Here is a 21,502-nt window from a genome sequence, read left to right on the forward strand (position 1 = left end):
GGGAGATGACCATGAAAATTTACACGAAAAACGGGGACGCGGGGAAGACTACCCTCATGAACGGAATCAGCGTTTCCAAGTCCGATGACCGGATAGAGCTTCTCGGCACGATTGACGAGCTGAGCAGCCATATCGGACTTGCCAAGGTAATCGCCGATTCCTCTTTGAGTGAACGTCTTTCCAAGATTCAAAAGGAACTGATGCAGATTATGGCCGGTATTGCTGATCCGCGTAATCCGGACCATCGCTTTACAAAAGAAGAGACACTTGCTCTGGAAGAAGAAATCGACCATCTGGAGGATTCGTTCCCCCGCGCAAAGGAATTCGTCCTTTACGGCGGCTGTGAGCAATCAGCCCGGCTGGATGTGGCAAGGGCCGTTGCAAGACGGGCCGAACGGAGGTTCCGAAAGGTTTCACAGAATTACGGTGCTGACAGTAAGGCAATGCAGTATATAAACCGTCTGTCTGACTACCTTTATGTAGCGGCAAGGTATGCCGATTACAAGTCTTCTGCCGAGCCTGATGAGGAATTCCGCCAGGAAGTCGTGAAAAATGTTATGAAAAGTATCGGGAAGTAAAATATGCCGGCCCTTCCACTTTACCTGGAGGGACCGGCATATTTTTTATTGTCTTTTGATCTTCTTGGAAGGTGTTTTTTCAAACTCTTCTTCTCTTATTGTCAGCCCGTGTATCTTTTTATAAGGGGGAAGGCCTCTGTTGTAATCGTCAATGACCTCCTGCAGGCGGGCGGGAACATCCTTGATTCTCTTCTTATGCGCATACTCCATGTCCGGATATATTTCTGCTTCTATGACGGATTCTTTCTCCCTGACGATAATCTCTTGTACAAGAGGGTCTTTTCCAATCTCATTCTCGAGCTCTTCCGGTGATACATTTTCCCCGTTTTTCAGAATAATCAGATTCTTCTTCCGTCCCGTTATGTAGACAAAGCTGTCCTCATCAATGTATCCCAGATCACCCGTCCTGAGCCATCCGTCCGTCAGTGCCTCTTCTGTTTCTTCGGGCATTTTATAATATCCGAGCATGACACTTGAACCCCGCACCCAGATTTCACCGTCTACGGTCTTTGCTTCACAGTTAGGAAGGAGTTTACCAACCGAACCGGTTCTGGAGTCCCATGCAAGATTCGTGCTGATAACCGGTGAACATTCTGTCATACCGTATCCCTGAAGTACCGTGATGCCATATTCTGCAAATGCCTGAACCATCTCCGGCGGCAGGTATGCCCCACCGCTGCAGATTGTTTTCAGGTTTCCGCCGAAAGCCGCCTTTGCGACCATTTTCTTTGGCAGGATACCTGTTGATTCTTTCAGTTTTTTATAGACTGATTCTATTACCATAGGCACAAGCAGTACGATCTCCGGCTTGAAAAGCTTCATGTTTTTCGATACATGCATAATAGAATCGTTGATACAGATCACAAGGCCAATATAAATTCCTTTCAGGATATCCATTGTAAAGCAGTATGCGTGGTGAATCGGAAGGAGCGTCATCGATACTGTACCGGCAGGGATCTTCATATCCAGACATACTGCATTATCCGTCAGATTCCTATGACTTAACATAACGCCCTTGCTCTTCCCCGTCGTACCGGAAGTAAACAGAATGGCACACATTTTTTCTGGATCCAGTTCACATTCAAAACTTCCTTCATGCACATCCAGCAGTTGGTGGAGAGAAAGAATACACTCTTTGCTTTCCTCTGCCTGCATGGAAATCATGTATTTCACCCCGGGGCATGCCTCCTTTGCCTTTGCGGCCACATCTTTGCGCAGACTGTCAAAAACGAGGACACTTATGTCCGCCCGGTTCAGAAGCTCACAGACATCCTCCGTTTTCAGCTGCGCATCTAGCGGGACAATGACACTTCCGCTATTTGCCGTACCGAAATAACTTATGATCCACTCATAGGTAGTCGGCCCGATCACAGCCACATGCTTCCCCTGCATTTCCAGCGATTCAAGTACTCTGCTGAATGATTCGCTGTCCTTTTTCAAGTCCTGATAGGTCTTCGATAACACTTCCTTACGCACTTTATACCGGATTGCCGGATTTTCCCCGTAAGTATCTGCCGCATAGCGGATAATATCTTTCATTGTCTCCATCTTCATACCTTTACCTGCCCCTCTTAATCCTGCAGACTCTCAATATACCGGACAGCCTCACCTACCGTCACGATGTCTGCAACCTCACGTTCTTCCACTTCAACATCAAACGTATCTTCCAGTTCACCAACCATACTCATAAAATCATAAGAAGTGAAGCCAAGATCCTCAACAAAACGCGAATCCCCGGTGATAGCATCCTTATCCACTTCAACGTATTCACAAATAATATCACGTAACTTATTAAACATATTTTAACCTCCTAGGGGGCAGACCCCTTTGCGCTCCGTTTTCAGAATATTCTCAAGTTTTAGACTGCCGATATGAGTTCCCCCACTGTGATGTCCGGATTTTCAACACCTTTGAAGATGATACGGCAGAGGTAGTAATAAAATTGTTGTAATTGTTTGTAATTTACTACTCCTGTCTGGTGTTCAAAGTTGAAGTTCATTCCGTTGTCCTCCGCCCGGTGCATCACGGTCAGGTAAAGGGCATGTGCTGCGGCACCATTGCTGTACCATGCGGATTTGTACCGGATGTCCCCCAGGCGGTCCAGACCTTTGTCTTTCAGGGTCAGGGGCTGGTAAGTCAGGCTCAGTGGCTCATATGTCTGACCTGACTCCAGTCCGTAATATTTACTGCGGTATTTATAGTACTCCGTCGGGTCATAGTTGGCATGGCGGAAAAGCTGGTTCTGCCCGTCTCTTATCTTGAACAGCCCTTCCATAAAGGTATCTGACTCCTTTACAATCGTACGGAATGGAAAGCAGTGGATTCTGGTCCCGCCACATTTTTTCTCGGAGAGCGTCGCCCGTCTGGCGACTGTTGTCGTCACAGAGACGTCATCATTCCCATTTTCTTTTTGTAAATATGTACGAAGTCCCATCATCAGGAGACACACCATCGAAATATGGTGTTCTTCACAGAATTTCATCAGCCGCTTTGACGGGTCTTCCTCCAGCTCAAATGTGACGATGTTTGCATCTACGTTGTCCGAAACTGCCGTAACTGCACGCAGGGATGAATCTTTTTTGTTCTCCTGTTCTTCCAGAAGCTTTTTCGGGCCGAATACGCCGTTAAACACAGGTTCGGATGAAGAAATCATTTTCTCAAAGAATTCCGTGTCTCTCTGTTTTGACCTGCACCCTGCCTCGTATGTGAGGTCTTTTTCAAGCTGTGCAATATAAGAAGACATTTCCTTCGGATAATCAATCCCCTCGTATTTCATGTTGCAGTAGATTTCTATAACATCTTTTAAAAATAGGATCAGTGACTGGGCGTCCATCGTCATATGGTCAACAAGAAGATAGATTCCCTGAAATCCGTCCGGGGTAATGATCATGACGACTCTGTTCAGAGGAGAATGGAAGCGCTCAAACGGAACGGATGTCCATTCTTTCATCTTTGCCTCCGCCGCCCAGCCTTCCCAGCCGGTGAAATCGAAGAATTCAATGTCTCGTTCCTCTCTGTCCGCAATATACTGCACGACGGTGCCGTCTTCGTCCTCTGCAAAGCGCAGCCGCATGGACTCGCATCTGGAATAGGCTTTGTAAATTGCTTCTTTCAGTGCACCAAAGTCCAGACTCTGCTGGATCGTCAGGCTGGTACCGATGTTCAGCACTTGCTTTTTCGGGCAGTATTTCTGGTAAAAAAAATGCAGTTTCTGTGCAGCGGTCAACGGGTATGTTTCTTTTCCATCAATAATTTTCATGATTCCATCCCTCTTTTCTTTAAAAAGGCCGTCAAAGTTTCCTCATATTTCACCTGATCTTTATAAAAGGATTCGCAGTGTCCTGCCCCTTTGATGATCAGTATTTCTTTCTCTGAAGCACAGGCATCATAAATTTCCCGGCACATCCGGCACGGGACAAATGTGTCCGCATCCCCGTGAATAAACAGGATCGGCACTTTTGCCTTCTTCACTTCCTCTTTCGCACTGCATTCCCGCAGGCTGTAGCCTGCACGGCTGATTGTCATTTGGTCGGAAATATTCAGGACCGGAAATGCGGGAAGGTGGTACTGCGTCTTAAGCACATGGGAAAACACCTCCCAGGCGTTTGTAAAAGCGCAGTCAGAAATAATTCCCTTCACCTCACGCGGCAGCTTCATCCCGCTTGCCATCAGTACGGTGGAGCCTCCCATCGACATGCCGTGAAGCCATATTTCGCAGCCCCCGCCAAGCAGTTCCACCGCGTATTCTGCCCATTTTGCCGCATCTTTCCTGTCCAGACATCCAAAACCGATATATGTACCTTCACTTTCGCCGTGTGCCCTCTCGTCTACGAGCAGCATCCGGTATCCTCTTTTGATGTAATAGTTTGAAAGACCGATATAATCGCTCATTCCTTTGCTTGTGTAACCGTGGAACCCTAGGATGATCTTATTTCCACCCTCTCCCGGGAAATAAGTCCCATGCAGCTTCAGTCCGTCTGACGAGCGTATCCATACATCCTCATGCGGCTGTGACAGCATCCATGCCTTCCACTCTTTCATCCGCGGCATGTACTGTTCCCAGTCCGTCCCCGCCATATCTATCGTGCGTTCTGTTTTGGCATTCTGCGTGAGCATGGTGCGCCTGAAAAAATAAGATGCAATACCATATTCAGCGAAAGCCGCTGCTGTCCCGATTCCAAGTAATGTCTTTAAGCCCTTCATAGTCGGTCCCTCCCGGAATATCCCTGTCCTATTTACCTGCTGCCGCTGCTTTCTTCTTATCCACAGCCTTTCTCACCGTATTTTTTACCGATGCGGCCTTCTGGACCGCAGCCTTCTTCACACCGGATGTCTGTGACGCCCCCTTCGTAAAGTCCTGAAGCTTCAGCGCTTTCTCAAAGTCTCCTTCCACCTTCAGCTTCCCCTTAGTAAACGCATCCACTGCATCTAATTTACCCGCTGAAATTTCCAGAAGCGTTTCCGCCGTTGTTGTAAAAAGCACATCCCTGTCATAGTACTCATATGGTTCAATGCTCAGCTTTCCGTCAGCTATCTCTGCATAAAAAGCTCCCTGCGCCTCACCCTCGATATTAAACTGATATGCAATATGCTCTTTGATCCGGCTCACATCTGCCTTCATAAACTGTTCCTTTATCTCTGCCACAAGCTCATCATATTTCATTTTCTCATTTCCTCCTCGAATTTCGACATTTTTCGACCAGTGGTCGAATCAGTATCTTCACTCAAAATAACACTTTTTCGACCATCAGTCAAGTTTACATTTTCCAGATTACATGATACAATCTAAAAAAATCGGAGATGAAAATTATGCATAATAATCAAAAAAAAGACCTGATTTTAGATGCTATGCAAGAATTAATGAACAAATCAAACGCACAGACTATATCAGTAAGCGATATTGCCAAAAAAGCCGGGATCGGGAAAGGAAGTATTTACTATTATTTCAAATCCAAAGAAGAAATTCTGGAAGGTGTCATCGAACGCTCCTACTCAGACGCCCTGAAAAAGGCAGAAGAACTGGTGAAAAATCCGGAATTGAAAGCACTGGACAAGCTCGAGATCGTATTCAGGACCTGCCGTGACTCCTCACTGGAGCTTTTAAGACAGGAGGCCGGCGATTTTTTTGAGATACAGCAGAGCGCACTGCTCCACCAACAGTACATACAAATCATGATCAGGAACCTGAGGCCGGTTCTGGCAGATATCATACGTCAGGGAAATGCAGAAGGGACAATGTTTTGCAAATCACCCGAAGAGGCTGCCGAGATTGCACTAATCGTGCTGCTAATCAAAATGGACAGCCGGCTCAATTCCCAAAGCCGGGAACAGGTCCAAAAGACGCTGGATGTATTCTCCTATATGCTGGAGACCAGCTTCGGAATCGAAAAGGGAAGGCTGGATTACCTGTGGGAAGGATTTAGCAGCCATAATCCGGACAAGTCACAGGCAGTGTCTTAGAGGGGGCCTGTAAAAGGCCCCCCCTTAGTGTGTCTCCCCCATTGCCACACTCACGTCCTCATCACATTCCACCACCGCCTCCACGGCAAATTCCAGCGCATCCGCAATCATCCGGGCAGACATGCTCGGCGTGCCGTCAGGAAGGTTAACCACCTGCTCCGGCAGATAAGGTACATGGATAAAACCACCTTTCAGATTCGGAAAAGTCCGGTCGATCATATAGAGCAGCCTGTACATCACATCGTTGCAGACAAAGGTGCCCGCCGTGTAAGAGATTTTTGCCGGTATACGGTGTTCCCGTATCTTCTGCACCATTGCTTTCACCGGGAGCTTTGCAAAATAAGCATTCTCCCCGTCTGCACAAACCGGCCTGTCAAGCGGCTTTTTCCCCTCATTATCTGGAATCCTCGCCTCCATCAGATTAATAGCCACCTTTTCTATCGTAACCGCCGACCGGCCTCCGGCCTGTCCCACACAGATCACCGCATCCGGCCTGTATTCCACGATCCCTTTTTCCAGAATCTTTCCTTCCTTCTCAAAAACCGTCGGTATTTCCATCTTTACAATATCTGCACCTTTGATTTTGTCCGGAAGCAGCTTTACCGCCTCATAGGCTGGATTAATATCCTCTCCCCCAAATGGATCAAATCCCGTTATTAATATCTTCATCTTGTTCCTCCTTTAACTGAAATCCTGTTCATAGTCCTCATATTTGCACGCATTCAAAACCATAACCGCTGCATGTCAAAAAAATACCGGCTCCGGTATGATAATCTTCCCCCGCTCCATTATCTTCCTGTTGTCCGCATAAATATCCGGCCGCTTCGCCACAATATCAAAGTGCCCGTTTGCCTCATGTACACCGCCAAGGGCAATATTTCTTCCAACCCCGATATGAAACGTCCCATAAGCAGACTCATCCTCAATATAGGAATCCCCCCGGCATTTTGCGTAAGAATTTAAACCAATCCCAAGCTCCGACGCGGCATAGATTCCTGGATCATGAAAATCGTCCATATATTCCTTCAGCTTTCTTCCCACCGCAGTCCTCTCAATTTCCCGGATATATCCATCTTCCAGCCTGATACGGAACGGTTCGTCCACCCTTCCTATATATCCAAGCGAACCGTCTGGTATCAGTATCCCTTTCGTTTTCGTTTCCTCAATCGGGACATATACCTCGATACTGGCCGATGAAAATCCCTTTCCGTCCCTGACGACACCGTTAAAAAATCCTGCCGGGCGGTTTCTTTTATACATAGTAAGGTCCGTTCCCAGCCTTGTCGTGACATGGACCACGGAAGAGGAATTTAGATATTTCATGATGATCCCTGCCATCATTTTACTCTTTTTTGTATCCATCATCATAAACTGAAAAGCCAGCATCGATTTTCCATTATTTGTAGAAAGCGGAAGTGATAAAAACTTGCTACCCCTTTGTATTGCTCTTTTGGCCGCTTTTGTCGTAACCAGTGAGTAGTCGGTTGCTCCTAAGACTGCCTGATAGCCGTCAAACACATCTTCGTGGCTGTCAAAAAAGACGCCCACATGTTTCCCGCGCTTTTCAACAACCATCAGGTCCACCGCCTTTGACCGCCTGTGGGCACATTTCCGCAGAATCTCTGCCTCTGCGATATGGTTTTCACTCGTAACTATCAAAAGTTTCTCCCAGGGCTTCAATCTGAGCCAGTCCCTGACCACGATCATGGCTCCGCGCTCCGTTTTACTGTGTTCTGCCTTCCTGTGTTCTCTCATCTGTACACCGCCATTATTTCAATAAAATCATGTAAACGATCTGAAATATAAAAATCAGCGCTGCCGGGACTAGCTGGTTTTTGATTACGCCAAAGCGGTCTTTCATATCGAGCATGGCCACCGGAACAATGTTAAAATTGGCCGCCATCGGTGTGCAAAGTGTCCCGCAGAATCCGCACGTCAATGCCAGCATTCCGATTACAGCCGGATCGGCCCCGTAACTCAGGACAAAAGGCGCCCCGATTCCGACAGTCATGACGGTGATTGCCGCAAATGCATTTCCCATAATCATCGTAAACAGCGCCATTCCAATGGCAAATATGACAATCCCCAGATTCACATTTCCTTTGGGAACCACTCTTTCCACAAGACCTGCAATGACCTGCCCCACACCCGCTTCTGTAAAAATCGCTCCCAGACTCGCAAGCAGCATCGGGAGCATGCTTAAAGGGCCTACCGTTGACAGCAGGCGCTCGGAATCTCTCAGAAACACGGCCGGTTTATTATCTCTGGATAAAAACATCAGGATGATCATCGAAACAACAATTCCGGCGCCCACCCCCACGATTGCCCCCAGATCGGGAAGGAACACAGCAAAAATAATGGCTGAAATCCCAATGGCAAGGGCTGGTGCAAAAATTTTCATACCGATTTTCTCCGACATTTGATTCATGTATTCTTCCGGCAAAACTTCTGACTTTCCAATCTTCACTTTCTTCAGAATCGCAGGTATCGTCATTAATATGATCAGCCCTCCGTTGATCACGGACGGAATCCACCGCCCGAAAGCAAGGACGATTCCGAGAACACACCAGAAAAATCCCGTCCCGAATCTGGACGGATTATCCTTGTCCACCGCATTTTTGACACCTGTGTACAGCGCAGTTAATCCCATAGCTATATAAATCACTTCAAGAAGCTTCGCCCCTAACGTAATATCAGGACTGGTAAAATAGGCCATAAGGCGCCTCCTTTTTTATAACCACTTTTGTAGCCGTCCAGAATCATGAACAGTTACCTCTTTTCTTTTTTGCGGCCATAGTACTTTCTATATAGTTTTCTGTCTTTCAGGAAATAATATACAGTTCCCACTGCAATCGCAAAAATTCCTACCGGGATTTCTACTTTGGCCAGCTCAATCAGTTCCACCTTATACCCAAGTGTTTCCATTGTAGACTGCACAAGAAGTGCTCCCGATCCGCCGACAAATAAAACCTGGCAGAAGAACCACGCAATATTCTCCATTCCCGAAGACATACCCTTAAGCTGTTCCACATGCTCCTCATCCGGCTTATGTCCCCCCGCTTCTACAGCCCCTGTGGCCATCGGCATGACGATCGGTCTTACAAAACCTGCCACACCGCCAAAACTGACATTAAACGCCGCAAAAATCCCGCGCATGATCCCATATGCACCGATCACTGCACCGGCAGAAGCATTTTTTATCTTTCCAATTAAACCTGCGGCCGCGTGCTTCAATCCGTTTCGTTCCAGAGTGCCCGTAACAAGCATGATCAGAATAAAAATTGCCATATTGCGATTGGAAATAAAGCTCGACCCCAGCGTCTCCAAAAGCCCCATAACTCCAAGATTTCCGACGGCTGCCGTAACAATTGCGGCAATCAGAATAATCAGGATGGAGTCCAGTTTTAAGGCAAACCCTATAATAACAATTAAAATACCTGACAACTTTATCAGTTCCATTTTCATTTCCTCCTTGTGGTATGTAACGCATATATTCTTTCTCATTTGGGAGGATTTTACTCGGAATTGTCTGCTTTTTATTTTATAGGGCATACTTTCCTCGTATAAAATAAAAAGCCAAAGGGTGTATCAAATAAACACCCTTTGACTCAATTATGTTAGTTATTCTTATTCAAAAATCAGACCCGCTGTAACTTCTTTAAAAATAACACCCAGAGCGTGTGCTCCTGCGTCGGGGTATCCAAGGCTTCTTTCACCGACTGTGCCGGCTCTCCCCATGCGTGCAACAATCTCTTTTGTCTTTTCGGCTCCATCCGCCGCTGCCCCGGCTCCCTTTTCCAGAGCCCCTTTCATCGTCATCTTTTCCTCTGCACTCTGAGTCAGGATATCTGCACACGGTACAAGAGCATCAATCAAAGTCTTGTCGCCTACAACAGCACCGCGGCCAAAAGAACGTTCTCCCGTTTTTTGTATTCCTGTAACCGCCGCCTGCATCATACCGGAAAAATCTTTTAAATCAAGCTGCGTCTTATCTCCCGCCTCAATTCCGGAAGCACGAAACGCAGCTCCCCATATCGGTCCGGAAGCACCACCGCAGTATTCCATAATCACGATAGCGCATGCCTTCAGAAATTCACCGATTGTCCGGCTTTCCTCTGCAAGTATTTCCTCCCATTCATTCATCAATTCCAGAAACCCTTTTGCAACACTCATTCCAAAGTCTCCATCTCCTGCATAGGAATCCAGCTCACAAAATGCAACTTCGTTCTTTAGTATACATTGGCCCATAGCCGCAACCATATACTGCAGGTTCTCAAGGCTTATTATATTGTTCTTTATTACTTTTGCCGACTCCTCTACTTTAAATTCCTGCGGTGTATGTTTCTTTTCTCTCATCCGCTCCGGCTGATACATAACCGGTGTAACAGGCCCGTCTACCCTGAAGCCCGGAGCATCTGACGGCATATCCAGATAGTGTTTTAATGTGTCATCCAGTTTCATCAGGCTGACTGAAGCCCCCTGCATGTCAATGCTCGTCATATAGTTTCCTGCAAAACATCTGTAGACTTTTATTCCTCTGGAGTTTAAGTATTTTATCACGGAATTAGTAAAAACATACAGCTCCTGCATAGGGGTACCGCCAAATCCATTGATTAAAAGTACCGTCTCTTCCTCTTTTGAAATTTTAAGGTTCTTTAACAAATCTTCTGCCATTTTTTCAGCCATTTCGTCTGCCGGGACTATTTTCGTTCTGCTTATTCCGGGCTCGCCATGTATTCCAACACCATATTCCATCTCTTCTGTTCCTATATCGAAGGTTGGAGTCCCTTTCGCCGGCACGGTACAGGAAGTATAGGCAAACCCGATACTCTTTACCGAGTCTGCTGCATGCTGCGCCACATTCTTTACCCCTTCCAGGTCAAGTCCGCTTTCCGCAGCAGCCCCTGCGATCTTATGTACAAGAACAGTTCCCGCTACGCCTCGTCTTCCGACCGTATACAAGCTGTCCTGAACCGCAATATCATCCTCTACTTTAATATATTCACACTTTATACCATCTTCCCCTGCCAGAGCTGCACCATTTTTAAAATTCATTACGTCTCCGCTGTAATTTTTAATAATCAGCAGTGTCCCTTTATCTGACCGGGTTTCCCTGATCGCCTGATATACCTGAATCTGAGAGGGTGATGCAAAAACATCCCCGCACACGGCGGCGTCCAGCATCCCCGTTCCGACATACCCGGCATGGGCAGGTTCGTGTCCGCTTCCGCCGCCGCTTATAAGGCTCACCTTGTTACGATCCAGCTTCTTCTTCCTGATAATCTTATATTTCTGTAAAAAAATAACATCTGGATTCGTAAAGGAGATACCATCGCACATCTCATTTACAATTGTCTCCGGACGATTTATTAACTTTTTCACTTTTTTGCCGCCTCCTTTTATCAATCCAAAAACACTTTACTTAGCTGTTATCTGCCTGTTCAGAAAGATTTTTATAATATTGTGTCTCAATTTCCTGAATACGTTCCACCTTCTTAACAGACCCTCCGCCCGCAAAATCACAATTGATCCAGATGTCAACCAGATAGCCTGCAAGTTCTTCTCCAATTACTCTGGCGCCCATGCATAATATCTGTGCATCATTACTCTTTCTCGAACGTTCTGCGGAATATGGGTCATGGCAGACTGCAGCGCGTATTCCTGGCACCTTATTTGCGGTAATTGCCATACCAATCCCGGTACCGCATATCAGGATGCCTCGTTCAAACATACCTTTGGCAACTGCATTTGCCACACTCTGCGCCACATCGGGATATAGAACCGTCTCACCTTCTCCGGAACCAAAATCCTGATACTCGATCCCCCGTTCCTCAAGCTGTGCCATAATTTTTCTTTTCAGGCTGTATGCAGCTTCGTCACAGCCAATTGCAATCTTCATAATCGTTTTCCTTCTTCCTGTTCCTTCAGCTTTCTAGCAGCCTCACCATTGCCTCTGCCATTGCCTGAAGTATAATGAAACAAGACACTGCCCCTGCATCCAGTACTCCCCTCGATCTTTCCCCGAGCCGGCTGGAACGTCCAAACCTTGCAGTCATATCTTTTGTAGCATCTTTTCCTTCCCCGGCCGCCAGTTCCATCAGTTCCAGTGCTTCACCAAAAGAGGTCTGCTTCCCGGCCGAATCCCGTAAACTACACACTGCCGGTGAAAGCGTATCGATCAGGGTCTTGTCCCCCGGCTGCGCTTCTACGATTTCCTTCAGACCGTCAAGTCCGGCCTCCAGCATATTTCGGAAATCATTAAGTGTTATTTTATCTAAGGCTTCTGCCTGTTCTCCCATTTCCATAAAAATAGTTCCATATATTGGCCCCATAGAGCCGCCTATCTCATTCAGCAGAACCATTCCAAGTTCATTCAGTCCGTCTGAAAAAGAAATTTCGTCTTCATGCAAACCTGATGCAAACAGTGAAAATCCTTTATTCATATTGGCCCCATGATCACCGTCTCCGATCAGCCCGTCTATTTCTCCCAGATATGTCTTATTTTCCTGTATTGCCCTGACCATCGCCATCAGAATTGGCCAGCCATTTTTGTTTCTGATATACTCCATACCGCCACCTCAGAATTGTTTTAACCCAACGCTTTCAGCCGGATAATCTAACAGCTGTTTGAGTTCATCGTCAAGCTTCATTACCGATAATGTCGCCCCCGTCATTTCAAGGGAAGTAAAGTAATTACCAACATAAGATTTATATATCCGGATTCCTTTTTGTTGTAATTCCTTTACAATCTCATCATATAGAATATAGAGCTCCATGACCGGAGTTGCTCCCAGTCCTGATACCAGTACTGCTACCTCATCTCCGGCCGTAAAGGGATAATCAGGAAGTATAATATCTGTCATCCTCTTTGCCATCTGAGCCGCATCCTCCAATGGCAGTACTTCAATTCCCGGCTCTCCGTGATGACCAATCCCGACCTCCATCGTCCCTTCCTCAATCTTAAAATTTGGATGACCTACAGATGGGAGTGTACAAGGGGACAGCCCGATTCCAATGCTGCGGGTCCGCCCGACTGCCTTTTCTGCAGCCTGTACAACATCATCCAGATTTCCTCCCTGGGCTGCTTTTGCACCGCCAATCTTCCACATAAAGATCTCTCCCGCCACTCCCCTGCGTTTTTCTTTCTGATCTTTTGGTGCTGAAGCAACATCATCATTTGCAACGACTGTTCTGACTTCTATTCCCAGCTTTTTTGCCATTTTAACAGCCATCTTCACATTCATGTTATCTCCGGAATAATTTCCGTACAGACAGGCAACGCCTTTCCCCCTGTCAGCTTCCTCAAATGCATTTAAAAATGCCGGGGCTGTGGGTGAAGAAAATATTTCTCCGACTGCGGCCGCATCACAAAGATTTCTTCCTACATAACCAATAAATGCTGGTTTATGTCCGCTCCCCCCGCCTGTTACGACACCGACCTTGTCCGGCTCCATATGTACAGATTTTACGACCCTGGAATGGCTTCCGCCCGCAACAATCTCTTTATGTGCCTTCAGGAAACCACTCAGCATATCCTCAACCATAGTATCCGTATTTTTTATGATCCTCTGCATGACCCCACCTGCTTTCCTGATTTCCTACCATGTTCTGGAAGAAAAATCATAGCCATTTCCAAATAATTCAATAGACTCCTTTACAGCATTTTTCATAGCATCTTTTGCAATATCCAGAAGCTCATGGAAAAACATCGGTTCCTCGCTCCTTGACATCGCGTCCTGCAGAGCCGGCTGTGCTGAGGTGGATAATTTTGTATATGCATTAATCTTGCGTATACCATACGGGATCGACTGTTTTATCTGCTCTGTCTCGACCCCGGAAGAACCATGCATGACAAGGGCACAGTCTGTTGCATCCTTTAGTTCCTGAAGCAGTTTGAAGTCCAGCATCGGCTGCATGATCTTCATATTATGTACCGTTCCGAATGATATTGTCATGGCATCTGCATGTGTAGCCTCCACAAATTCCTTCAATTCATCCGGGTTTGAGAAATATTCCCGGATATCCAGATCCGGTTGTTCGGCAAGATCGTAAACAGACGGCATCTTCCCACACATTGCCTCCACTGATATATCCACACTATGGCAGAAATCCACACATTTCCTGACCATTTCCACATTCTCTTCGAACGGGAGCATAGAAAAATCTGCCATTACAGATGTATACCCCGACCTGACGGCCTTCATAATGTACTGGATACTCTGTCCGTGGTCTAAATGCAGGCACACCGGAACTTTTGCCCTTCTTGCCATGTCCGCCATGATTGGTCCGTATATCTCTATGTCTCCATACTGCTTCCAGCATTCTACCTGTCCCACCATGACAGGAGCATTCATTTCTTCGGCCGCTTCTATTACAGCCTCGGCAAACGGCATTGTCGGGGCAGTAAACATACCTACTGCATAATTATTTTTTTCAGCATCTGCCATTAACGTACTCATATTTACCAACATTTACTTATCCTCCTGTTCTAATTTTCTTTTGATTTTCTTATCACATCAATGATGACTGCAAGGAGTATGATGATGCCTTTGCAGACATACTGCCAGAATGAATTTACTCCCATCAGATTCAGTCCATTCTGGAGGACACCTATAATCAAGATACCAAGGACCGTTCCGCCTACAGTTCCTACGCCGCCCGACATGCTTGTGCCCCCGATGACTACCGCGGAAATCGCATCCAGTTCAAATCCGTTGCCGAGCATCGCGGCTGCAGATCCCAGACGTGCCGTCCACAGGATTCCGCAAAAAGCGCATGCTATGCCGCTAAATACATAGGGAAGCGCATTAAACAGCTTTACATTAATCCCTGAATATTCGGCAGCCTGACGGTTACCGCCTATAGCATAGATGTAATATCCAAATTTCGTCTTATTCAGCAGCAGCCACGTAATCAGCAAAAATATAACCGCATAAATGATAATGACCGAAACCCCGCCAATGTTTGTCATCGCAATATTAGAAAAAGCATCGTTTCTTACTCTGATCGAGATACCTCCCGAAATTACCTGTGTCAGGCCTCTTCCGATACATTGTGTAGCCAGAGTTGCAATAAATGCCGGAACTTTAAAATAGGCAATACTCATACCATTTATAATTCCGATCACTACACCTACCAGAAGACTCACTAAAACAGCAACGCCGACCGGCATTCCAAAATCTGTAATCAGTGATGCCGAAACAACTCCCGCCAGCCCCACTGTAGAACCAACAGAAATATCAATTTCACCTAGAAGAATAGCCATCAGCATGGCACAGCTTATAATGGCATTTACAGAATTTGATTTAAGCAGATTCAACAGGTTCGTACCTGAAAATAATTTTGGTGCAATTACTCCTATAATAATAGACAGCGCCGCCAGTCCGATTAATGACCCCAGATTTCTTCTGAAGTAATTTGTAAAACTGTTTGATGCCACTATTTTCTTTTTTTCCTTCATCTTCTTTCCTCCTAACTAAACAGCTTCTTCTTTTTCGATTCCGGTCATGGTTGAAAATGTCATGATCTTTTCCTGCGAGAATTCTTCCGCCGATAGTTCGCCTGTAATACGTCCTTCGCACATAATATAGGTGCGGTCACACATATTTATAATTTCAGGTAAATCAGAGGACACAATGATAATTGCTGCACCATCCGCTGCCAGATCATTAATAATGGAATATATCTCAGCTTTGGAACCTACATCAATTCCTCTGGTAGGCTCATCCAGAATAATCACCTTAGGCTTTATTGCAAGCCATTTTCCGAGAACAACCTTTTGCTGGTTTCCTCCGCTTAACCGTCCTGTTTTCTGCCGGGGGGATGTAATCTTTATAGAAAACTTCTCCACATAATCGTCTACGATTTTTTTCCATTTGGATTTTCGTACACGTATTCCCTTTACCAGATCTTTTATATCAGCCAGTCCAATATTAAACTCTACATCATTCAGAAGGACCAGCCCTTCTCCCCGCCTGTCCTCCGGCACATACGCGATCCCTGCTTCCATCGCGTCACGGGGCTTTCTTATCTTCACTTCAATACCTTCAAGCAGTATCTTCCCTCCATCATGGGGGAGTCCCCCGAAAACAGCCTTCATCACTTCCGTACGGCCCGCTCCTACCAGTCCTGAAAACCCTATAATTTCTCCATAATGCACCTGAAAGCTAATATCACTAAACAGTTTTTTATGCTGCAGCCCCTTTACTTCTAATGCAATATCCCTGATCTCATTCTTCGTCCTCACATAATATTTATCAAGAACCCTGCCTACCATCATGTTTATCAGTTCTTCTCTTTTTGCCTCCGCAATAGGGACCGTATTAATTACTCTGCCATCCCTTAAAACCATAATCCTGTCTGATATCTGAAACAATTCATCCAGGCGATGTGATATATAGATTATGCCGACGCCTTTTTTCTTTAGCTTTTCAATGATCTGAAACAATATTTCTGTTTCACTTTCTGATAAAGATGAAGTAGGCTCATCCATTACTACAATTCTGGCATTTGCAGAAACTGCTTTAATAATTTCAACCTGCTGCTGAAGACCGAGGGACAGTTCACACACTAACGAATCCGGATCCAGATCAATCCCAAACTCATCCATTATTTTTTGAGATTCTGAAACCATTTTCTTATAATCTAAGGTTCCGAGGGATGTACGTGGTTCCCTGCCCAGAAAAATGTTGGCAGCAATCGTCCTGTGCGGAACTAATACGATTTCCTGATGTATGATTCTAACACCGTATTCCTGTGCAGCCGCCGATGTGGAAATCGCTTTCTTTTCTCCATCTATGTAAATTTCACCGGAATCAGAAGAGTATATGCCGCCCAGTATCTTTATCAAGGTAGACTTGCCCGCACCATTTTCCCCCAGCAGTGACAGAATTTCACCATTATGAAGATCCAGACTAATATCAAGCAATACCTTATTGCTTCCAAATGCTTTTGATATCCCTTTCATTTGTAAAAGACAATTATTTTCCATGTATACCTCCCTGGAATGCATTCTAAATGAAAAACACAGCCAGCCTCAAACACATGAAGCATCCAAGGCTGGCCCATTACCCCCGATACGGCATCAGATATCATGCCTATGACCAATTGTCGATATCGTATTCGTCAATATTATCCTGTGTAACGCTGAATGCATCTATTTTAGTAAAGAAATCAAAGTCTTTATCAGCTTTTTTCCCATTAATCAGTTCATAACATCTTTCACCACTAATTGATCCCACTGATAATGGAGATTGTCCGGATGACTGAACCTGTTTTCCGTCTTTAATCGCCTGCTTGCCGATTGGTGCCGCATCTTTACCAAGGACTGCAATCTTATCGCTCTTTCCTGCTTCTTCCACTGCCTGAATTGCGCCCTGCGCGGATGTATCATTAATACAGTAAATTACATCAATGTCATCGTGTGCCTGTAATGCATCTGTTACAGCATCAAATGTTACGTCCGATGCACCTCCGCCTTCTACAACCTGAACCTCTTTATATTTAGACGGATCTGATGCCTTTTCTTTGATTCCGTCCCAGAATCCTTTTACATTTAAGACACATGCTTCAGCTGTCTGAAGATGTGCGATCAGCACATTTGCCCCATCCGGATAATTTTCAGCAACCCATTCGCCCGAAAGCTGTCCAAGCCCTTCATTATCTGATGCTACAATCGCATCCACTACGTCATAATCATCTTCAGAAACTACGGCGTCCGCATTCACCACGTATACTCCGGCATCCTGCAGTGTCTGGCATACATTTCTTGCCCCGGAAAAATCATACGGGATATAAACGAGTGCTTCAATCCCCATACTGATCATATCGTCAATCTGTTTGCTTTGTGTCGTAGGATCGTTCTGTGGATCATAATAAATGAGTTCCATGCCCAGTTCGTCACATTTACTCTGAAGCCCGTCAAGAATTGCAGAAAAATATTCATTGGTCATCGTATAAGGTGAATATCCTATTTTAATCTTTCCGCTGTCGCTCTTGTCACCGTTTTCTTCTGCCTCAGTTTTTCCTTTGTCCGCTGTGTCCGCATCCTTTTCCTCTGAAGAACTACTGCATCCCGCCATAGAAAATACCATTGCAGCTGCTAACAATACGCTTAACACTTTTTTCTTCATACTTCTCTCCCTTTCTTTTGTTTGAATATGTTTCATGTTGTTTGTTTATGTTTGAATTATATAACATTATATTACAATTTACAATATGGCAATTAATACAAATCGTCAGCCTTATTTTCGTATAAAATTAACAACTTTCTTTTATCTTACGTTATAAGTCGATTTTTTACTTATTCTGCATGTTTTTAGTTTACATATTATGTTTTTACATGTATAATATAAGAACAATTTCAAACATTTTAAAACATTCATTAACATTTTGATTCAGAAAGGTGGTTTCATAATGGCATATGCAGGAATTGACATTGGAACAAGCGGATGTAAAATGACCGTCTACAGCAGTAAAGGCCAGATCTTATCTTCAGCTAAAAGAACATATCAGGAAACCGGACACAGCGGATATAGGGAATTAAATGCAGATATGGTATGGAAACACACAAAAGAAGTCATCAAGGAAGCGGCAGCTGCTTCCAGTGAATTAATCGAGAGTATTGCCGTGGCCTCACTTGGGGAGTCCATTGTTTGTATAGACGAACACGGTACTGTGCTGGCAAACTCCATGCTCACCGGGGATAAACGAGGTATTGAAGAATGTATCCGGCTTCAGGAATCCGTCAGTAAAAAGGAAGTGATGAATATAACAGGGCTCCCTTTAAGTGAAATGTATTCACTCCCCAAATTTATCTGGATGAAAAATCATACCGATATATTCAGTAAATCAAAGCATATTTTTTTCTATGAAGATTATGTGGGGTATCTGCTTACCGGAAAAAGAATGGTCAGCTATTCCTCTGCCGCAAGAAGTATGGCATTCGATATCAAACGAAAATCATGGTCAGACAAACTTCTTTCCTTTGCCGGGCTAAATAAGGAACGGTTCTCTGCCGCTGTCCCCTCCGGTACTGTTCTTGGCACTGTCCTGCCTGATCTTGCAGAAGAACTTGTACTCTCACCCGGAACACTGGTTGCCGCAGGTGGACATGACCAGGGCTGCGCCGGATTAGGCAGTGGAATGATCCTCCCTTCAGAAGGAGAAGACGGACAGGGGACATGCGAGGTTATGCAGTTCATACTTTCCGGTATGACAACGTCCTCGTATATGATAGAGAATGGAATCCCATGTGCGCCCTACGTGGTTCCCGATGTTTACCTTGCACAAATCGAGCTTACAAACTGTGGTATTTTAATGAACTGGTCGAGAGATACGATTTTCTCAAATATTTTTAATGATTGTGTAGAACGCGGAGAAGACTTTTTCTCCTACATGGACTGCCTCGCTTCTGAAAGAGCGCCCGGCGATATCCTCGTTCTTCCCTCTTTTGGTTCCTCCGGAAATCCTGACATATGTTATGATGCGCTTGGCACAATATGCGGACTCACAATACATACACAGCCGGTTGAACTCTATCAGGCTATTAAAGAAGGGATGGCATATCAAATGTATATGGCATACCAGACACTTGACCAGCTGAACATCAGTGCTGATGTGATCCGCATCACCGGAGGCGGAGCCGCTTCAGATTATACCCTTCAGTTAAGAGCGGATATATTTGGCGTCCCTATGGAAACAATAGATAATAATCAGGCCGGAACTATGGGCTGTGCCATTCTGGCCGCACATGCTGTCAGGCCGGATGTTTCGGTAGAGGAACTTATTCAGAATATGGTACATACTAAAAAGCGTTTTATTCCAAGGCCTCAATATCATGACCTTTATATGAAGCATTACAGACATTATAAAAAGCTATATAATATGTTGACAAATTTTACCAACAAATCTATCATGAAATTAAAATAATAAAGAATGAGGTAAGCTATGCTCAAAGAAAAAAGACTGCAGAAAATAGAGAATCTTTTAATTTCTAACGGTTCTGTGGAAACTGGTCAGCTCAGCCGGACTTTTGATGTAACAGAAATGACTATCCGCAGAGATCTAGAGACTTTAATCAAAGAGAACCCTAAAATTGTACGCACACATGGCGGTGCTATGCTGACCAACTCCGGTGACCAGGGAGAGCTGCCATACGAACGGCGAATGGCAGAAAATGGCAGTCTCAAAGACCATATTGCCCAGAAGGCACTGTCCTTCATACATCACGGGCAGGTACTTTTTATTGACTCAGGAACAACCACCCTCCATTTAGCACGGCAGATGTCTAATGAAATAAATAATACAGTAATTACAAACGGAATTAATATCGCTACGGAGCTGCTTACACGAGACTGGATCAATGTGATTTTAATCGGTGGGGACCTGAGAAGAAATACACATTCTACAAGAGGCCCTCTTGCCGAGGAGCAAATGCGTAATTTTAAGGTTGATGTTGCGTTTATCGGAGCAAACTCCATTGGAGACAACGGCAATATTTATCTAGCCAACACCTCCGAAATCGGGTTCAAAAAGAGTGTACTGGCTTCAGCAAAAGAAGTATATGTTCTGGCAGATTCAAGTAAGTTTGATAAATTCAATCTAATCTCCTGTGCTGATGGACAGGATGTAACAGGCATTATAACCGACCACAAATTACCCGGCGAGACTGCATCCCGGTTAGAAGAGCTCGGAGTCAGACTGATCATCGCATCATGAGCTATTTCCATCCACCCAAAAAGAGTATCCCCGCTGGAACCAATGCTTCTGACGGCATTGAACTTTCCAGCAGGGATATGTAACGGGAATGAGGGAATGCCTCCCCCTATTTCTCATTGACCTAAGATCTCAATATTATAATTTACCCTCTGACAACTTTTTTACTATATTTCTCAATTCTTCAACTTCTTTTTTCAGTTCTTCCTTCTCAAGCCTCTCTTTTTCCATCAGCCTGCGTTGTTTCTCAACTTCTTTGTTCTTTTCCTCAGCCTCTTTCTTCTTTTCCTCAAGTTCCTTGTTCTTTTCTGCAACCTCCTGGCTCTTTTCCTCAAGCTCCTTGTTCTTTTCTGCAACCTCCCGGCTCTTTTCCTCAGCCTCTTTCTTCTTTTCCTCTAGCTCTTTCCACTTTTCCTCAAGCTCGTTTCGCTTTTCCTCAACTTCTTTGTGCAATGTATCCAGTTGTTCCTGCTGCTCTTCAATCATATACTGCACTGTGTTGCGGTCTAATTCCAGTAATTCCTTAGAGAACATATCCATCACCCCTTCGATATTACCGCAGATTTCGTATACCTCTTCATACATTTCCTGAAAGTCGGGATACTTACCTACAATCTCTAAAATCCGTTCCGGGCTGTCATCACACAAAAAACTCAGCCAGGCCTCCAACTTGTTATTTATAGTTTTATTGTGCGTGCTTTCTTTGTAAATGTCAAGTGGGATTAAAACATACTCCTGCAGCATATTCA

At 45.1% G+C, this 21,502-nt stretch carries 21 protein-coding genes and 1 pseudogene; 4 read left to right on the forward strand and 18 right to left on the reverse strand.

Annotation, left to right across the window (positions count from 1 at the left end):
- Positions 1-11 precede the first annotated feature (11 nt).
- Positions 12-578 (forward strand): cob(I)yrinic acid a,c-diamide adenosyltransferase, encoded by a 567-nt coding sequence (locus A8806_RS18115; RefSeq protein ID WP_109732565.1) that lies wholly within the window; start codon positions 12-14, stop codon positions 576-578.
- 45 nt (positions 579-623) lie between these two features.
- Here A8806_RS18115 and A8806_RS18120 read toward each other — a convergent pair whose 3' ends face one another.
- Genes A8806_RS18120 through A8806_RS18140 form a run of 5 tightly spaced genes read right to left on the reverse strand, consistent with a single transcriptional unit; the run spans position 624 to position 5,241 of the window.
- A complete protein-coding gene (locus tag A8806_RS18120; protein WP_109732566.1) occupies positions 624-2,132 on the reverse strand; it encodes an AMP-dependent synthetase/ligase in 1,509 nt (502 codons plus the stop codon).
- Positions 2,133-2,149: 17 nt separating this feature from the next.
- Positions 2,150-2,377, reverse strand: a complete 228-nt coding sequence (locus A8806_RS18125; protein WP_109732567.1) for an acyl carrier protein — start codon at positions 2,375-2,377, stop codon at positions 2,150-2,152.
- Between the two features lie 59 nt (positions 2,378-2,436).
- Entirely contained in the window at positions 2,437-3,837 is a 1,401-nt protein-coding gene (locus tag A8806_RS18130) for a condensation domain-containing protein (RefSeq protein WP_109732568.1), read from the reverse strand.
- Complete coding sequence (locus A8806_RS18135) at positions 3,834-4,781, reverse strand: alpha/beta hydrolase (protein WP_109732569.1); 948 nt, start codon at positions 4,779-4,781, stop codon at positions 3,834-3,836. The genes A8806_RS18130 and A8806_RS18135 overlap by 4 nt, the downstream gene beginning before the upstream one ends.
- Positions 4,782-4,809: 28 nt before the next feature.
- The gene (locus A8806_RS18140; protein ID WP_109732570.1) at positions 4,810-5,241 is read right to left on the reverse strand and encodes an SCP2 sterol-binding domain-containing protein; all 432 of its coding nucleotides are present in this window, start codon (positions 5,239-5,241) and stop codon (positions 4,810-4,812) included.
- A 146-nt stretch (positions 5,242-5,387) separates the two neighbouring features.
- On the opposite strand from A8806_RS18140, the gene A8806_RS18145 reads away from it, so the two are divergent.
- A complete protein-coding gene (locus A8806_RS18145; protein ID WP_109732571.1) occupies positions 5,388-6,038 on the forward strand; it encodes a TetR/AcrR family transcriptional regulator in 651 nt (216 codons plus the stop codon).
- Between the two features lie 24 nt (positions 6,039-6,062).
- Here the strand turns inward: A8806_RS18145 and pcp are convergent, their stop codons facing one another.
- The 12 genes from pcp to A8806_RS18205 form a co-directional block, all read right to left on the reverse strand.
- Positions 6,063-6,707 (reverse strand): pyroglutamyl-peptidase I, encoded by a 645-nt coding sequence (gene pcp, locus A8806_RS18150; RefSeq protein WP_109732572.1) that lies wholly within the window; start codon positions 6,705-6,707, stop codon positions 6,063-6,065.
- 75 nt (positions 6,708-6,782) lie between these two features.
- Entirely contained in the window at positions 6,783-7,793 is a 1,011-nt protein-coding gene (locus A8806_RS18155; protein WP_242996174.1) for a 2,5-dihydroxypyridine 5,6-dioxygenase NicX family protein, read from the reverse strand.
- A gap of 13 nt (positions 7,794-7,806) precedes the next feature.
- Positions 7,807-8,754 carry a DUF979 domain-containing protein gene (locus A8806_RS18160; protein ID WP_109732573.1) on the reverse strand — a complete coding sequence of 316 codons (948 nt, stop codon included), beginning with the start codon at positions 8,752-8,754 and terminating at the stop codon, positions 7,807-7,809.
- A gap of 53 nt (positions 8,755-8,807) precedes the next feature.
- The gene (locus A8806_RS18165; protein ID WP_109732574.1) at positions 8,808-9,497 is read right to left on the reverse strand and encodes a DUF969 domain-containing protein; all 690 of its coding nucleotides are present in this window, start codon (positions 9,495-9,497) and stop codon (positions 8,808-8,810) included.
- Between the two features lie 168 nt (positions 9,498-9,665).
- Positions 9,666-11,420 carry a dihydroxyacetone kinase subunit DhaK gene (gene dhaK / locus A8806_RS18170; protein ID WP_109732575.1) on the reverse strand — a complete coding sequence of 585 codons (1,755 nt, stop codon included), beginning with the start codon at positions 11,418-11,420 and terminating at the stop codon, positions 9,666-9,668.
- Between the two features lie 40 nt (positions 11,421-11,460).
- Complete coding sequence (gene rpiB / locus A8806_RS18175) at positions 11,461-11,937, reverse strand: ribose 5-phosphate isomerase B (RefSeq protein ID WP_109732576.1); 477 nt, start codon at positions 11,935-11,937, stop codon at positions 11,461-11,463.
- 25 nt (positions 11,938-11,962) lie between these two features.
- On the reverse strand, positions 11,963-12,607 hold the full coding sequence (gene dhaL / locus A8806_RS18180) for a dihydroxyacetone kinase subunit DhaL (protein WP_109732577.1): 645 nt from the start codon (positions 12,605-12,607) through the stop codon (positions 11,963-11,965).
- A 9-nt stretch (positions 12,608-12,616) separates the two neighbouring features.
- Complete coding sequence (locus A8806_RS18185; RefSeq protein WP_109732578.1) at positions 12,617-13,612, reverse strand: dihydroxyacetone kinase subunit DhaK; 996 nt, start codon at positions 13,610-13,612, stop codon at positions 12,617-12,619.
- Positions 13,613-13,636: 24 nt separating this feature from the next.
- On the reverse strand, positions 13,637-14,509 hold the full coding sequence (locus A8806_RS18190; protein WP_109732579.1) for a class II fructose-bisphosphate aldolase: 873 nt from the start codon (positions 14,507-14,509) through the stop codon (positions 13,637-13,639).
- Positions 14,510-14,526: 17 nt separating this feature from the next.
- Positions 14,527-15,498 (reverse strand): ABC transporter permease, encoded by a 972-nt coding sequence (locus tag A8806_RS18195; protein WP_109732580.1) that lies wholly within the window; start codon positions 15,496-15,498, stop codon positions 14,527-14,529.
- A 15-nt stretch (positions 15,499-15,513) separates the two neighbouring features.
- Positions 15,514-17,028 carry a sugar ABC transporter ATP-binding protein gene (locus A8806_RS18200; RefSeq protein ID WP_109732581.1) on the reverse strand — a complete coding sequence of 505 codons (1,515 nt, stop codon included), beginning with the start codon at positions 17,026-17,028 and terminating at the stop codon, positions 15,514-15,516.
- Positions 17,029-17,134: 106 nt separating this feature from the next.
- Positions 17,135-18,169 carry a substrate-binding domain-containing protein gene (locus tag A8806_RS18205; RefSeq protein WP_109732582.1) on the reverse strand — a complete coding sequence of 345 codons (1,035 nt, stop codon included), beginning with the start codon at positions 18,167-18,169 and terminating at the stop codon, positions 17,135-17,137.
- A 283-nt stretch (positions 18,170-18,452) separates the two neighbouring features.
- On the opposite strand from A8806_RS18205, the gene A8806_RS18210 reads away from it, so the two are divergent.
- Together A8806_RS18210 and A8806_RS18215 are read left to right on the forward strand one after the other, a co-directional pair.
- Entirely contained in the window at positions 18,453-19,967 is a 1,515-nt protein-coding gene (locus tag A8806_RS18210; RefSeq protein ID WP_109732583.1) for an FGGY-family carbohydrate kinase, read from the forward strand.
- A gap of 18 nt (positions 19,968-19,985) precedes the next feature.
- The gene (locus A8806_RS18215; RefSeq protein ID WP_109732584.1) at positions 19,986-20,756 is read left to right on the forward strand and encodes a DeoR/GlpR family DNA-binding transcription regulator; all 771 of its coding nucleotides are present in this window, start codon (positions 19,986-19,988) and stop codon (positions 20,754-20,756) included.
- A 135-nt stretch (positions 20,757-20,891) separates the two neighbouring features.
- Here the strand turns inward: A8806_RS18215 and A8806_RS26025 are convergent.
- Positions 20,892-21,502 (reverse strand): annotated as a pseudogene (locus A8806_RS26025) (hypothetical protein); the annotation flags it as partial.

The organism is Faecalicatena orotica (genome assembly GCF_003149245.1).
GTDB lineage: Bacteria > Bacillota > Clostridia > Lachnospirales > Lachnospiraceae > Faecalicatena_A > Faecalicatena_A orotica.